Genomic DNA, 14491 nt, shown 5'->3' with positions numbered 1-14491 from the left:
ATTTTGAGATGATTAGAAATGTTCAAATTGAAGATGCTCAGGAACTGCTTGATATTTATAACTATTATGTTGTAAATACTGTAGTTACCTTTGATCTGGAGCCCTTATCATTAGATGCTTTTAAAGAAAAAATAACCACAGTAAGTGCTGATTATCCATTTATTGTTTATGAAGAAAACAGCGAAATTTTAGGATATGCTTATGGTAGTAAATTCAGACCCAAACCAGCTTATAACAATACGGTTGAATCGACTGTTTATCTAAAACTTGGTCTGCAAGGGAAACAAATAGGATCTAAGCTATATCATGAATTGCTTTTTTTATTAAAACAAAAAAACGTTCATGTGGTTTTAGGCGTTTTAACATTACCTAATGAAGCCAGTGTAAAACTTCACGAAAAATTTGGCTTTAAAGAAGTGGCTCACCTAAAAGAAGTAGGTTTGAAATTTGGTAAATGGCAAGATGTTGGTTTTTGGCAACTTACTTTTTAATTATTTTTTCCATTTAATATTACATCCAATACTTGGTTTTTGGTTGTTGGTATTTTCTTTATTTTCAAGTAGACAATCTAATGCATTACGTAAATCACTTCCAGTAACGGGTATACTATTTCCTGGGCGAGAATCATCTAATTGGCCTCTGTAACAAAGTTTTAGTTCCTCATTAAAGACAAAAAAATCTGGAGTGCAGGCGGCATCATAGGCTTTAGCCACTTCTTGTGTTGCATCATAAAGATAGGGGAAAGGATACTTTTCCTTTTTAGCATGTAACTTCATATAATGGGGACCGTCCTGTGGATAGTTTATTACATCATTGCTCGAAATGGCAACAAAGCTGATGCCTTTATTTTGATATTTATTAGCTATTTCAACTATCATGGAATTAATATGAATGACAAATGGACAATGATTACAAATAAACATAACAACTGTACCCTTTTTACCTTTTAGCTGTTCTAATTGTAATTCTTTGTCAGAAACAGTATCAAACAATGAAAAAGATGGAGCTATAGTTCCAATAGGAATCATATTTGAAGGGGTTTGTGCCATAGTTAAAAAGTTTTGTGCTAAGTTCGTGATTATTTGTATTTTTAAAAAATGAGCCAAGCAATAACATTTGAAGATTTTACTAAAGTAGACCTACGTGTCGGAACTATTATTGAAGTCAATGATTTTCCAGAAGCCAGAAACCCAGCTTACCGGCTTACTATTGATTTTGGCGAATTAGGAATTAAAAAATCCTCAGCGCAAATTACAACACTATATACTAAAAAAGATTTGTTAAACAGACAGATTGTGGCAGTGGTAAATTTTCCTGCAAAGCAGATCGCTAATTTTATAAGTGAATGCTTAGTTTTAGGTGCTGTTAATGGAAAAGATGTCATTCTTTTAAATCCTGAGAACAAGGTTAAAAATGGTTCAACCGTATCTTAAATTTATATGAATGAATTAGACAGTATTCAGATCCATTTTGATAACAGTAGTCTTTGGGTCTTAAATATAGCACTTGCCATTGTCATGTTTGGAGTGTCGTTAGGTATTTCTGTTGAAGATTTTAAACGATTATTAAAAGAACCCAAGCTGGTTTTAATTGGTATACTTTCTCAATTTATCCTGTTGCCTTTTTTTACCTTTTTGTTAATCATGCTGGTAAAACCGCAACCAAGTATTGCTTTAGGGATGATTATGGTTGCCGCCTGCCCAGGTGGAAACATTTCTAATTTTATGACGCATTTGGCAAAGGGAAATACGGCCTTATCAGTAAGTTTAACAGCGTTTGCAACGTTTTTAGCCATGTTTATGACTCCCTTTAATTTTGAATTTTATGGTAATTTATATACGCCAACTGCTGAGCTTTTAAAGGATGTGCAAGTGGCACCTTTTGAACTTGTGAAATTGGTGTTATTAATTTTAGGAGTCCCATTAGTTTTAGGGATGTGGTTGCGAAATAAAAATGAAATTTTAGCTAATAAAATTTCAAAATTTCTGAGACCCTTTTCAATTATTCTATTTGTTGCTATAGTTATTATTGCATTTGCCAATAATTTAGACGTCTTTAATAAGTATGTACATCATGTTTTGGCCTTGGGTATACTTCATAATATGTTGGCCATTTTACTCGGTCTTATGGTAGCTAAGCTATTTGGATTATCATTTAAAAATCAAAAAGCTTTAGCTATAGAAACAGGTATTCAGAATTCAGGTTTAGGTTTATTATTAATTTTTACTTTTTTTAATGGTTTAGGAGGCATGGCTATAATGGCCGCATTTTGGGGTATATGGCATATCATTTCAGGATTGTTGCTTTCCTTATATTGGTCTAAAAAGTCAGAAAAAGTGTTGGCGTGTTAAATAAGATTTGGCTATATAGTATGAGATCCTATTTAGAATTAGGTCTGTTCTTTTATTTTAGAAGAATCCATATGATTTATTTAAATAATATTCCTAAAGATAAACCTGTCTTAATACTTCCCAATCATCAAAATGCTTTGCTGGATGCCCTTATTATTGCAGTAAAAGTTAATAGGATATCTTATTTTTTAACAAGAGCATCAGCATTTTATTCACCACTCATTGCCAAAATTTTAAAAAGTTATAAAATGTTGCCTGTTTACAGAATTCGCGACGGTATCAGAACAATTAAAAAAAATAATGAGGTTTTTGAAGCTTGTTCAGAATTGCTGAATCAAAACCATTCCTTAGTTATTTTTCCTGAAGGCAATCATAATTTAAAAAGAACCGTCAGGCCTTTAAGTAAGGGGTTTACCAGAATTGTGTTTGATACTTTAGAAAAACATCCAGATTTAGATTTACAATTAGTCCCCGTAGGTTTTAATTATAAAAGACCTGAATGTTTTGTTGATGAAGTTTCATTGTATATGGGTGAACCTATCAAAGCTCAAGAATATAGGGGGTATGAAAGAAATGAAGCCGTTGTAAAATTAAAAGCAGATTTACATCAATCCATTTCTAAACTCACAACGCATATTCCACATGATCATTATGGTGATATTATTAAAAAATTAATAGCTCAAGAAGCAGATTTTTTAAATCCTCAATTGGTTAATGAATGCATTTCAAATAATTTTAAAAAGTGCAGTTTTGAAAAAAAACCTCAAAATACAATGCTTAGGCAATGGTTTAAAGGATTACTTATTTTAAATCTGTGGTTACCTTATTTAATCTGGAAAAAGGTAATAGAACCCAAAATAAAGGAGGTTGAGTTCGTGTCTACCTATAGGTTTACGGTGGTAATTACTTTAGTGCCTTTTTATTTGTTAATCTTGACGCTGATCTTAACGGGTATTTTTGGGTGGTTCATAGCAATAACCTATTTACTAATGGTCATCATTTTAGCATTAATAGCAGTAAAATATTGAACATAAAAAAACCACTACTTTTTATGTAATGGTTTTTAATTTTTATTTGATGGTCCAATTAAATATCATCAAAATCTATATCTGTAAAGCTTTCAGTAGAATTCACTTTTTCATCACTTTCTGCAACATCATCAACCTCGTGTTCCTTTTTAAAATCTTTCTGATGACGTTCGCTAATGACTTCATCACCTTTTTCATTAATGATATAATCGGTCATCTCTGTTAAAATATCTTTAAACTCAGAAAAATCTTCTTTATAAATGTATATTTTATGTTTTTTATAGTGAAAAGAACCATCGTCATTTGTGAATTTTTTACTTTCTGTGATTGTAAGATAATAATCATCTGCTTTTGTCGATCTTACATCAAAGAAATACGTGCGTCTTCCGGCTCTTAATACTTTCGAAAAAATATCCTCTTTCTCCATCATGTCATGTGTACTCATAGTTGTATTAAAATTTATAGGATTATAATTATATCTATCAAAAATCTAAAAAAAACAATTACTAAACAACAAATTACTAAGATTCTTTTAATAACTATTTCATTTAATCGTTTAAAAGTAATAAAAATGCAGAATGCTTTTTATCCTTTTAATTTAATAATCAATTATTTACACTTGATTTTTCGCTTAATTGTTTTAAATAGAGATGTTTGTAGTATCCATCAACATTTACAAGGGTATCATGAGTACCTTCCTGAACAATCCTGCCATCTTCAACGACTATAATCTTATCGGCATTTTTGGCAGAGGATACCCTGTGACCAACAATGATTGTAGTTTTTCCTTTTGTAACCTGATTTAAATTTTTTAATATTTTTTCTTCTGTTTCTGTATCAACTGCCGAAAGACAATCATCAAATAATAATATTTCAGGATCTTTGATGAGAGCTCTGGCAATAGAAATACGTTGTTTTTGACCACCAGAAAGCGTAATGCCTCTTTCTCCTAAAATGGTGTCATAGCCATTATTAAACTTTACAATGTTTTTGTGAACATGCGCGAGCTTGGCGGCCTCAATAACTTCTTCATCATTGGCTTCTTCTTTACCAAATTTAATATTGTTTTTAATGGTGTCTGAAAACAAGAATGCATCTTGAGGCACATAACCAATACTATTTCTTAAATCTGTTAAATTATGTTTAGAAATTTCAATATTATTCACTTTAATGGATCCTTTATCTATATCATAAAGTCTGCCTATTAAATCTAGAATGGTTGATTTTCCAGCACCTGTTTTTCCTAAAATAGCCAATGTTTGTCCATGTTTGATGCTGAAACTAATATCTTTTAAAGCATTGACATTAGTGTCATCATAAGTGAAAGCAACCTTGTCGAAGGTAATATCACCATTTATTGCGGTATGTTCTTCAACAGTATTTTTGATTTCAGGTTCAATTTTCAAAAATTCATTAATTCTTTTTTGTGAGGCTTCAGCTTGTTGCACTATAGAGGTTACCCAGCCAACTGTTGCAACGGGCCATGTAAGCATGTTCACATAAATTATGAATTCAGCTATGGTTCCTAAACTTTCAATTCTACCATCCATATATTGTAACCCACCAATATAAATGACTACTAAATTACTCACACCTATCAGCAAAATCATCATTGGGAAAAAGAGTGCTTCCACTTTTACCAGATTAAGCTGGTTTTGTTTACTGTTAGTAGAAAGTTCATCAAAATTAGCTGAAGTTTGAGGTTCTATACCATAGGCCTTAATCACAGAAATACCACTAAAAGCTTCTTGAGTAAATGCTGATAGTTTGGATAAATATTGTTGAACAATAGTGGTGCGCTTATGTATTTCTTTACTTAATTTATAAATAGCTACAGAGAGTATAGGTAGAGGAATTATGGTGTAAAGCGTTAAAACGGGCGCTTCGTTATACATGTATAAAATAGCTATAATAAAGAGGGTGATGGTATTAATACTGTACATAATGGCCGGGCCAACATACATTCTTACTTTGCCCACATCTTCACTTATGCGGTTCATTAAATCACCAGTCCTATTCTTTTTATAAAAATTTAAGGACAGTTTTTGGTAATGCGCATAGACCTCATTTTTTAAATCATATTCAATGTATCTGGAAACATTAATAATGGTTTGACGCATAAAGAAACTTAAAATACCTGCTATAATTGCAGCCCCGATGATATAAAAAATGATCAAGGCAAGTTCTGCCTGTAAACTGCTGTTGCCAGATTCTAATCCTTTTTTATAGGTTTCAACAACGGTAAATATTTCCTTTACGTAGCGCGGCGTAAACAGCAAAAAAATTCTTGCTACAATAGTTATAATTACACCTATTAAAAGATGCCATTTATACTTTAAAAAATATTTATTGATGTGCTTTAATTCTTTCATCGACAGAAATAGTATGATTCTGATTTAGGTACCAATAAAAAGTACGCCGACAAAGATACAGCATTATAAACAATATCATGGTTGGAAGGGCGCTACCAGTCTGTTAAAAATTACTTAAACTGTATTTGGGATAATAAAAATAAAAATAGGACGTCTACTTTTTAAAATAGTATTATTTTTGCCAAGCAAAAGACATGATACTTTTGTTTTTTAATTAAATAAGTTCTTTGGAAATATGCTAAACAGAAGACATATACGTGTAAAAGTGATGCAAACCCTTTATGCTTTTAAAGGTAATGAAGGCGATGATTTCACTAAAAATCAAAAGTTTTTACTTTTCAGCATAGATAACATGTATAATCTGTATTTATTGATTATATCATTATTGCTAGAAGTTCAAAAGAGAGCAGAGGATGATTTAAGTAAAAAACAAAAAAAGCATTTAGCCACTCAGGAAGACAAAGACCCCAACAGAAAGTTTGTGAACAATCAATTGTTGCAAATTCTTAAAGAAAACAATCAATTAAAAAATCAGATAGAAACTTATAAGCCAGCTGATTGGGAATTAGACAGTGAGTATGTTGATGTTATTTTTAAAGCCATTACCACTAGTGCTTTGTATAAAGACTATATGCAAACCAGAGTCTCTGATTTTAAGGATGATAAAGAGTTTATTGTAGATGCATTTAAAGATATTATTGCGCCAAACGAAAAACTTTATGAGTATATAGAAGACAAAAACCTTACCTGGTTGGATGATCTTCCTACTGTAAATACGACGATTTTAAAGATATTAAGAAAAGCTAAAGTGTCTTCTGATGAAAGTTATTTTACACCCAGATTATACAAGGATCAAGAGGATAAACAATTCGCTATTGATTTGTTTAAAAAAACTATCTTGAATCAATCGGCTTTAAATAATGAAATTGAGCTAAAAACCCAAAACTGGGATAAAGATAGAATTGCCAACGTGGATTTTGTTTTATTACAAATGGCCATTTGTGAACTTCAGAATTTTTCGTCCATACCAGTAAAGGTAACCATCAATGAATATTTAGAAATTGCCAAAGAATATTCTACGCCAAAAAGCAGCATCTTTATTAATGGTATTTTAGACAAGTTGGTGAAAGAATATGAAAATGATGGAAAACTCAATAAATTAGGCAGAGGATTGATGTAATTTCTGTTAAGAAAGGACTAAAATATTTTAAATAGATTAAATAATTGTTATTTTTACAAACCAATTAGAAAATTCAAATTATGAAAAAAGTGATATTAGGATTAATGGCTTTAAGTCTATTAGCATTTACGTCTTGTAAAGAGGACGCAACAAAAAAAATTAATGAAAAAAATGTGGTTGTAGCAGCTGAAAGAGATGCCAATTCGTCTTTATTCCCGGTAATTACATTTGATAAAATGGAACATGATTTTGGCGAAATTGAGGCAAAAACGCCGGTTGAAACTGAATTTAATTATACAAATACGGGGGATGCTCCTTTAGTTATTACAGATATAAAAAGTTCTTGTGGTTGTACGGTTCCACAAGATTGGAGTAGAGAGCCTTTAGCACCTGGAGCTTCTGGAAAGTTTTCAGTAAAATTTAATGGTAGTGGCACTAATAAAGTAACTAAAACAATAACCGTTACAGCCAATACCGAAAAAGGTTCTGAGGTAGTCAAAATTACAGCATTTGTAAAACCTGAGCCAACAAAAACTAACTAATAAAAGTTTAATTAATAGAAAATGGGTGATATAGGACAATTTTTACCGTTTATTTTAATGTTTGTAGTAGTGTATTTCTTCATGATTGCACCTCAAATGAAACGTGCTAAAAAAGAAAAGAAATTTGCAGCAGAATTAAAAAAAGGTGATAAAATAATCACAAAAAGTGGTTTACACGGTAAAATATTAGAACTTGGAGATAAAGATAATACCTGTATTATTGAAACCATGTCTGGTAAAGTAAAGTTTGAGCGTTCAGCTATCTCAATGGAATTGAGTACGGCTTTAAATGCACCGGCAAAAACCAAGTAATAAGCCAATATAGAATTAAAAAAAAGCTTCCAGAATTGGAAGCTTTTTTTTTTAACAGTTCTTGTATTTATCATGAAGCCCTATACCTTTTAAAATCATGGGTTTTATTTTTTCTATGCGACTTAAAATTGTGGCCTCTCGTTTAGCCGTTTCGATATATTCACAATATTCCTTTTGTTTGTAAGGTGTTAAGGCTTTAAAGCTTTTGAATAGTTCTATCTGAGATTGAAACAGGGTTTTTAAAGCCTCAGGAATCAGGACTTTTTTAGTTTTTTCCGGTTTAATTTCTTTCCCTGATTTTTGATTTTCTATAGCTTCTTTAACGTATGCTAACACAGTGTTTTTATCTATATCATGAATGGATTCAAACCGCATTTGCCGTAAACCTTTCGTTTTTTCTTGAGCATTCATCAATAGGTTTTGCTCATCTTTTAAAAAGACGCCGTTAAAAAACCAGATACCAAAATGGTTTTTATGTGCCCCTAAACCAATGATGTTTTTCCCGTCAAGCGAATATACCGGTGCATTCCATTTAATGTGTTCTTCCAGCTCAGTGGAGGTAATAATAGACCGTAAAACCTTTAAGGCTTCACTAAAATGAGCATGTTCTTTTATATATTCTTCGACTGAAACAGGGTTTTTCATGGGTTTTTATGAGTTCTATTAAGTCTCAATGTGGATTGTTATAATAGGCTGTTTTTGTCTTAAATGAAGTCAGCTAATTTTTCTTAAAGTTATCCTGTGCTTTTTTAGCCCTTAGTTCCGAAATTTTACAAATAACCTCGGTGGCTTTTATCATACTTTCAACAGGCACATACTCATAGCGTCCGTGAAAATTATGGCCACCAGCAAAAATATTAGGGCACGGTAAACCCATATAACTTAATTGTGAACCATCAGTTCCTCCACGAATAGCCTTTATGATGGGTTTTATATGCAGTTGTTTCATGGCTTCTTCAGCAACATCAACAATATGCTTTACAGGTTCTACCTTTTCTTTCATATTGTAATACTGGTCCTTAATGGTTATTTCAATAACTTCTCTTCCGTATTGCTCATTAAGATCATCTGTTAGTTTTTGCATTACTTCCTTTCTGGCTTCAAAATGCCCTCTGCTGTGATCTCTGATGATATATTGTAATTTGGTTTCATCAACTTCACCTGCAATAGATGTTAAATGAAAAAAACCTTCATAACCTTCCGTATGTTCAGGTGTTTCCATTCTGGGTAATGAGTTGATAAATTCCTGAGCGATATACATAGAATTCACCATTTTTCCTTTGGCGTAGCCAGGATGCACTATTTTTCCTATAACCTTTATTACGGCACTGGCCGCATTAAAATTTTCATATTCTAATTCACCAACCTGGCTGCCATCCATAGTATAAGCCCAATCAGCTGCAAATTTTTTAACATCAAACTTATGCGCTCCACGTCCTATTTCTTCGTCAGGTGTAAAGCCGACACGTATTTTACCATGTTTAATCTCTGGGTGATTTATTAAATATTCCATAGCAGTTACAATTTCGCAAATGCCTGCTTTGTCATCAGCACCTAAAAGAGTGGTACCATCTGTAGTAATTAAAGTTTGTCCTTTATAAAGCAGCAAATCTTCAAAATAATCAGGCGACAATACAATATTCTGTTCCGCATTTAAAACAATATCTTTTCCGTTATAGTTTTCAATAAATTGTGGTTTTACGTTCGTTCCGGAAAAATCGGGAGAGGTATCAAAATGTGAAATAAAGCCTATAGTTGGCACTTCATGGTCAACATTGCTTGGTAAAGTAGCCATAATATAAGCGTTTTCGTCAATGCTCACCTCTTCTAAACCAATGTGCTTCAGTTCTTCAGCCAGTTTATTAGCCAAATCCCATTGTTTTTTGGTGCTTGGTGTGGTTTCTGATTCAGGGTCAGACTGTGTGTCAATAGTAATGTATCCAACAAAACGCTTTATTAGGTTTTCTTTTGAAATCATAGGTGTATTAATTTGATGTTAAGATGATAGGTCTATTTAGATCTCGATACCTCAAAAATACAATTAATAATTTTTTTGTGTTTTGAATTGGCATATTTTTTATTTAAAACTATTTTTGCACAAATAATACCTGATGTACAAATTAATTATCCGTCCCATTTTATTTTGCTTTGACCCTGAGCGCGTACATCATATGACCTTCTCATTGCTTCGTTTTCTAAATAAACTGCCTTTAGTCATTGGACTCATTAGAAAAATATATGTAGTTGAAGATGCACGCTTAGAAAAAAAAGTATTTGGTCTTACTTTTAAAAACCCTGTTGGACTGGCAGCAGGTTTTGATAAAAATGCTGTTTTGTATAATGAACTGGCTAATTTTGGGTTTGGGTTTATTGAAATTGGCACCGTCACTCCAAAAGGACAAGAAGGCAATCCTAAAAAGCGATTGTTTAGATTAAAAGAGGATCAGGGGATTATTAACCGAATGGGGTTCAATAATGAAGGTGTTGAAGCGGCCATTATCAATTTAAAGAAGAATAAAGGAAAGGTTATTATTGGCGGAAACATAGGTAAAAATACGCAGACAAAACCAGAAAACTATACTCAGGATTATTTGGAGTGTTTTAAGGCATTGCATCCTTTTGTTGATTATTTTGTGCTGAATGTGAGTTGCCCTAATGTTGGGAGTCACGCCAAACTTAATGATAAAGAGTATTTGGAAGAGTTGATTGGCGCCGTTCAAAAAGCTAATAATAATTTTAAATCTCAAAAACCGGTCCTTTTAAAAATTGCGCCAGATTTAAATGATAACCAGTTAGATGAAATCATTGAATTGGTGGTAAACACCAAACTTGACGGGGTGATTGCCAGTAATACGTCAATTGATAGAAGTGACTTAAAAGCCTCCTCACAACAGTTGGAAACAATAGGTAATGGCGGTTTAAGTGGTCTGCCAATAAAAGATAAAAGTACGCGTGTTATTAAATATCTTTCACAAAAGAGTAATAAAGCGTTTCCAATCATTGGAGTTGGTGGGATTCATTCAGCTGCAGATGCTTTAGAAAAAATAAAGGCTGGTGCTGATTTGGTCCAGTTGTATACTGGATTTATTTATGAAGGTCCGAAATTAGTTAAGCGTATCAATAAAGCACTTCTTAAAAAACAGTAAAATCTACTTAATAAGCCTTTTTACCATTTTGGAGTTATTACTTCTAAGGGTAATTAAATAGCTTCCCGAAGGCAAATGACTTAAATGAATAGGGTTATTTGTAAGTTTTCCTGATACAAATACTTGTCCCATCAAATTAGAAATTGTAAAACTATGATATTCTTTATTACTCGTTTGTTTTACATAAATCACTTCTCCCGAAATTGGATTTGGATAAATTTTGATATTTGTAGATTCAGATATTTTAGTTTCTGCATCTTCACCACCACAAGCTAAATAATTTTTTGTGGTCATGAAATAGGCATACATTCTTGCCAGTTGCTGTTCGGAAAAATGAGAACGACAACCTTTCATGGAATAAGACATAATATTTTTGGTATCTGGTGTATAGTGCTCGCCATTGCTGTCTGTTTCAGTGCCAATATATCTACAAAAATTATTAACGTTTTCTATAGTTAATTTTGGGTCCGCTGGGGTATCACAAATTTGATCGCCGTCACTACTGCAATTATTGCCATTAACCATTTCTTTTGTCATGCATGTATTGTCAGCACCATGGGTATGAATTAATGAGAAATAATGACCTAGCTCATGAGCTAAAGATGAATCATTACCGGCACATCCATTTTGCATAACAATGACGTCATAATTCTTTTTGTTATAAGTATAACCGCAAACATATTCATTAGAAGCATTTTCAATAGTTTCTGTAAAATAAATATTAATGACACCTGAAACATTATTGGCATCAACTAAAGATTGTTCTTGGTTGGATTTAAAATGATAAAAAGAGTCATTGTTAATATAATTGATGCCATTGCACAAAAAGAATTCCATAAAAGCATTGCCAAAGGTATTATTTAAAATAGTAATGGCGTTTTCTAGTTCTGAAGTATCCATGCCACCATCTCCGTTTGAGGATCTGATAATATGGGCTTTAATAGGAATATAGTTTTTTGAAATCGACTTGCCGTTTTTTTGTGTTTTTTTGGAACTCATAAAAGCAGCCTCATAATGTTTTAATTGAGGTTTCAGGGTATTAAAATAGTCTAATGTTTCGGCAGATGTAACGGTACCGCAAATGGGATCTGAATTATTTTGACAAAAAATATTAAAAGGGAATAAAACAATGATTCCGGTAAAAAGAAACTTAATTAATTCAGGAAACATTTTCATTGGGGCGAAACATTTGGTTAAATGTAGACACAAACCAAGTTTTGCAATAAAATAACCGTTTAACGGTTGTTTAATTCGTTTTAATCAATTGAAACGCAGAAAAGACTAATATTTAAGCAGTTAAGTATGATAAAACTTTAAACAATTAATATATCTGTAGATTTTATGTTTTCTCTTTCATTAATATTATTTTTATCCTCATTTAGATAATAGAATGAAGTCAAACTCTATAAAAATTATTGAATGTCCCAGAGATGCCATGCAGGGCATCAAAACCTTTATTCCTACAAAGAATAAAGTACAGTATATTCAATCATTGTTGCGTGTGGGTTTTGATACTATTGATGTGGGTAGTTTTGTATCTCCAAAGGCCATACCTCAAATGGCAGATACGTCTGAAGTATTAGCGCAATTAGATTTGAGCAAAACAGTGAGTAAATTGCTGGCCATAGTGGCTAATGAAAGAGGAGCGGAAGCAGCAACGCAACATAAGGAAATTGATTATTTAGGTTTTCCTTTTTCTATTTCCGAAAATTTTCAAATGCGGAATACGCATAAAACGATTGCTCAGTCTGTTGTTACTTTAGAGGGTATTTTAAATATAGCACAAAGGACACAAAAGGAAGTGGTGGTTTATATTTCCATGGGATTTGGTAATCCGTATGGAGATCCTTGGAATGTGGATATTGTAGGGGAGTGGACAGAGCGTTTAAGTAAGATGGGCGTAAAAATTATTTCATTGAGCGATACCATTGGAAGCTCAAACCCTGAAGGAATTCATTATCTGTTTTCAAATTTGATCCCTTTATATCCAACTATTGAATTCGGGGCTCATTTACATACGGCTCCAAGTACCTGGTTTGAGAAAATTGATGCTGCTTATAATGCCGGATGTAAACGCTATGATGGCGCTATACAGGGATTTGGTGGGTGTCCCATGGCTAAAGATGAACTGATAGGTAATATGCCAACAGAAAAACTGCTATCCTATTTTACTTCAAAAAAATGTAATAGTTTGGACGCTTTAAGTTTTGAAAGCGCTTATAACGAGGCTACTAAAATTTTTTCAGTATATCATTGATTTTTTTATTTAAAATAATTCTAAATAAGCTTGTAAATATTAGTTTTGAGTTTTATCTTTGTTAACGAAATTTTAACTCTATTTATAATTAGTCTAAATAAAAACAAATGAAAACGACTACTACATTTTTAGCTATTTTAATAAGTGCATTTTCGTTAGCACAAACAACTCAAGATTCTATAACCTTTGATCCTCAAAAACAATTAAACGCAGCACAGAGAATCCTTTCAGGAAACTATGGTCAGGCTGTGACTGTTGGAGCTTATGGTGAATTAACCTATAATCAACCAGAAGGTAATAATGGAGAATTAGATGTTCAGCGTTTAGTTTTACTTTTTGGTTACAAGTTTAACGACAAAACCCAGTTTGTGACTGAGGTTGAATTTGAGCATGTTCAAGAAGTGTATATTGAGCAGGCCTTTATAAATTACAATGTGGGTTCAAACGTTAGTTTACGTGGAGGTTTAATGCTCGTGCCTTTTGGTATTATTAATGAATTTCATGAACCAACCACTTTTAACGGTGTAGAACGTCCGGAATTGGATAATGTGATTGTTCCATCAACATGGAGGGAACTGGGATTTGGTGTTGCCGGTAGATTCAATAATATTTCTCTTGGCTATCAGGCATATGTTTTTAATGGTTTTAAATCGACAAGTTTTGATGGGTCTGGAGGCGTTAATGGTTCATTAAAAGGGTCTAATGCTTTAAGAGGTGGCAGACAAAAAGGTGTGCAATCTACTATTGATAGCCCTACCTTTTCTGTTAAACTTGATTATTACGGATTACCAGGTCTTAGGTTAGGTTTATCAGGATATTTTGGAGACACACAAGCAGAAGATGCTGTGGAAGATATTGACGGGGCTAATATTGGTATTTCTATGGTAGGATTAGATGCTCGTTATGCTTTTCAAAGATTTACTGCAAGAGGTCAATATGTTTATGGTTCTCTATCTGGGACTGAAGCATATAATAACTTAACCGGTAGAGATTTAGGAAGTGTTTTAGAAGGCTGGTATGTTGAAGGGGCTTATAATCTATTACCTCAATCAAAAGAACAGAGATTATTTGCATTTTTAAGATATGAACAATATGATACACATGCAGATACGGATGGTGGTTTACTTAGAAATGATGCCTATAATAGAAATGATGTCACACTCGGTTTAAGTTATCATATTGCTCCGGGAGTAGTTGTTAAAGGAGATTATCAATTCAGAGATAACGCATTGGCAGGTTCAAATGTAGATAACCGACTTAATTTTGGCTTAGGTGTTTGGTTCTAAACATTTATAATAAACTA

At 32.5% G+C, this 14491-nt stretch carries 16 protein-coding genes; 10 read left to right on the top strand and 6 right to left on the bottom strand.

Annotation, left to right across the window (positions count from 1 at the left end; genetic code table 11):
* The first annotated feature begins 8 nt into the window (after positions 1 to 8).
* Complete coding sequence (locus V8G56_RS12770) at positions 9 to 491, top strand: GNAT family N-acetyltransferase (RefSeq protein ID WP_395438841.1); 483 nt, start codon at positions 9 to 11, stop codon at positions 489 to 491.
* Here V8G56_RS12770 and V8G56_RS12765 read toward each other — a convergent pair whose 3' ends face one another.
* Positions 492 to 1049: a thioredoxin family protein gene (locus tag V8G56_RS12765; protein ID WP_395438840.1), complete on the bottom strand. Its 558-nt coding sequence runs from the start codon at positions 1047 to 1049 to the stop codon at positions 492 to 494.
* Positions 1050 to 1097: 48 nt separating this feature from the next.
* Between V8G56_RS12765 and V8G56_RS12760 the strand changes: the two genes are divergently transcribed.
* From V8G56_RS12760 to V8G56_RS12750, 3 genes are read left to right on the top strand one after another with little or no spacing between them, the layout of a single operon-like run.
* Positions 1098 to 1433, top strand: coding sequence for a tRNA-binding protein (locus V8G56_RS12760; protein ID WP_395438839.1), 336 nt, complete (start codon positions 1098 to 1100; stop codon positions 1431 to 1433).
* Between the two features lie 6 nt (positions 1434 to 1439).
* Complete coding sequence (locus tag V8G56_RS12755; protein ID WP_395438838.1) at positions 1440 to 2351, top strand: bile acid:sodium symporter family protein; 912 nt, start codon at positions 1440 to 1442, stop codon at positions 2349 to 2351.
* Positions 2345 to 3379 (top strand): 1-acyl-sn-glycerol-3-phosphate acyltransferase, encoded by a 1035-nt coding sequence (locus V8G56_RS12750; protein WP_395438837.1) that lies wholly within the window; start codon positions 2345 to 2347, stop codon positions 3377 to 3379. The genes V8G56_RS12755 and V8G56_RS12750 overlap by 7 nt, the downstream gene beginning before the upstream one ends.
* A gap of 58 nt (positions 3380 to 3437) precedes the next feature.
* Here the strand turns inward: V8G56_RS12750 and V8G56_RS12745 are convergent, their stop codons facing one another.
* Complete coding sequence (locus V8G56_RS12745; RefSeq protein WP_395438836.1) at positions 3438 to 3824, bottom strand: PUR family DNA/RNA-binding protein; 387 nt, start codon at positions 3822 to 3824, stop codon at positions 3438 to 3440.
* A gap of 160 nt (positions 3825 to 3984) precedes the next feature.
* Positions 3985 to 5751: an ABC transporter ATP-binding protein gene (locus V8G56_RS12740; protein ID WP_395438835.1), complete on the bottom strand. Its 1767-nt coding sequence runs from the start codon at positions 5749 to 5751 to the stop codon at positions 3985 to 3987.
* A 235-nt stretch (positions 5752 to 5986) separates the two neighbouring features.
* Here V8G56_RS12740 and nusB point away from each other — a divergent pair, with 235 nt between their 5' ends.
* From nusB to yajC, 3 genes are all read left to right on the top strand, one after another.
* Positions 5987 to 6931, top strand: a complete 945-nt coding sequence (gene nusB, locus V8G56_RS12735) for a transcription antitermination factor NusB (RefSeq protein ID WP_395438834.1) — start codon at positions 5987 to 5989, stop codon at positions 6929 to 6931.
* A gap of 80 nt (positions 6932 to 7011) precedes the next feature.
* Positions 7012 to 7473 carry a DUF1573 domain-containing protein gene (locus tag V8G56_RS12730; protein WP_395438833.1) on the top strand — a complete coding sequence of 154 codons (462 nt, stop codon included), beginning with the start codon at positions 7012 to 7014 and terminating at the stop codon, positions 7471 to 7473.
* Positions 7474 to 7494: 21 nt separating this feature from the next.
* Positions 7495 to 7785 carry a preprotein translocase subunit YajC gene (gene yajC / locus V8G56_RS12725; RefSeq protein ID WP_331630088.1) on the top strand — a complete coding sequence of 97 codons (291 nt, stop codon included), beginning with the start codon at positions 7495 to 7497 and terminating at the stop codon, positions 7783 to 7785.
* Between the two features lie 51 nt (positions 7786 to 7836).
* Here yajC and V8G56_RS12720 read toward each other — a convergent pair whose 3' ends face one another.
* Positions 7837 to 8430 (bottom strand): YdeI/OmpD-associated family protein, encoded by a 594-nt coding sequence (locus V8G56_RS12720; protein ID WP_395438832.1) that lies wholly within the window; start codon positions 8428 to 8430, stop codon positions 7837 to 7839.
* A gap of 73 nt (positions 8431 to 8503) precedes the next feature.
* Positions 8504 to 9763: a peptidase T gene (gene pepT / locus V8G56_RS12715; protein ID WP_395438831.1), complete on the bottom strand. Its 1260-nt coding sequence runs from the start codon at positions 9761 to 9763 to the stop codon at positions 8504 to 8506.
* Between the two features lie 133 nt (positions 9764 to 9896).
* On the opposite strand from pepT, the gene V8G56_RS12710 reads away from it, so the two are divergent.
* A complete protein-coding gene (locus tag V8G56_RS12710) occupies positions 9897 to 10931 on the top strand; it encodes a quinone-dependent dihydroorotate dehydrogenase (RefSeq protein WP_395438830.1) in 1035 nt (344 codons plus the stop codon).
* 3 nt (positions 10932 to 10934) lie between these two features.
* Here the strand turns inward: V8G56_RS12710 and V8G56_RS12705 are convergent, their stop codons facing one another.
* Positions 10935 to 12107, bottom strand: a complete 1173-nt coding sequence (locus V8G56_RS12705) for a zinc-dependent metalloprotease (RefSeq protein WP_395438829.1) — start codon at positions 12105 to 12107, stop codon at positions 10935 to 10937.
* A gap of 214 nt (positions 12108 to 12321) precedes the next feature.
* Here V8G56_RS12705 and V8G56_RS12700 point away from each other — a divergent pair, with 214 nt between their 5' ends.
* A complete protein-coding gene (locus V8G56_RS12700; protein ID WP_395438828.1) occupies positions 12322 to 13188 on the top strand; it encodes a hydroxymethylglutaryl-CoA lyase in 867 nt (288 codons plus the stop codon).
* A 107-nt stretch (positions 13189 to 13295) separates the two neighbouring features.
* Complete coding sequence (locus V8G56_RS12695; RefSeq protein ID WP_395438827.1) at positions 13296 to 14474, top strand: porin; 1179 nt, start codon at positions 13296 to 13298, stop codon at positions 14472 to 14474.
* The last annotated feature ends 17 nt before the right edge of the window (positions 14475 to 14491 follow it).

The sequence above is a fragment of the Gaetbulibacter aquiaggeris genome, from assembly GCF_044003965.1.
In the GTDB taxonomy this organism is placed as follows: domain Bacteria; phylum Bacteroidota; class Bacteroidia; order Flavobacteriales; family Flavobacteriaceae; genus Yeosuana; species Yeosuana aquiaggeris.
The sequence above is the reverse complement of the archived record's forward strand: the minus strand, read 5'-3'. Positions and strand labels throughout refer to the sequence as shown.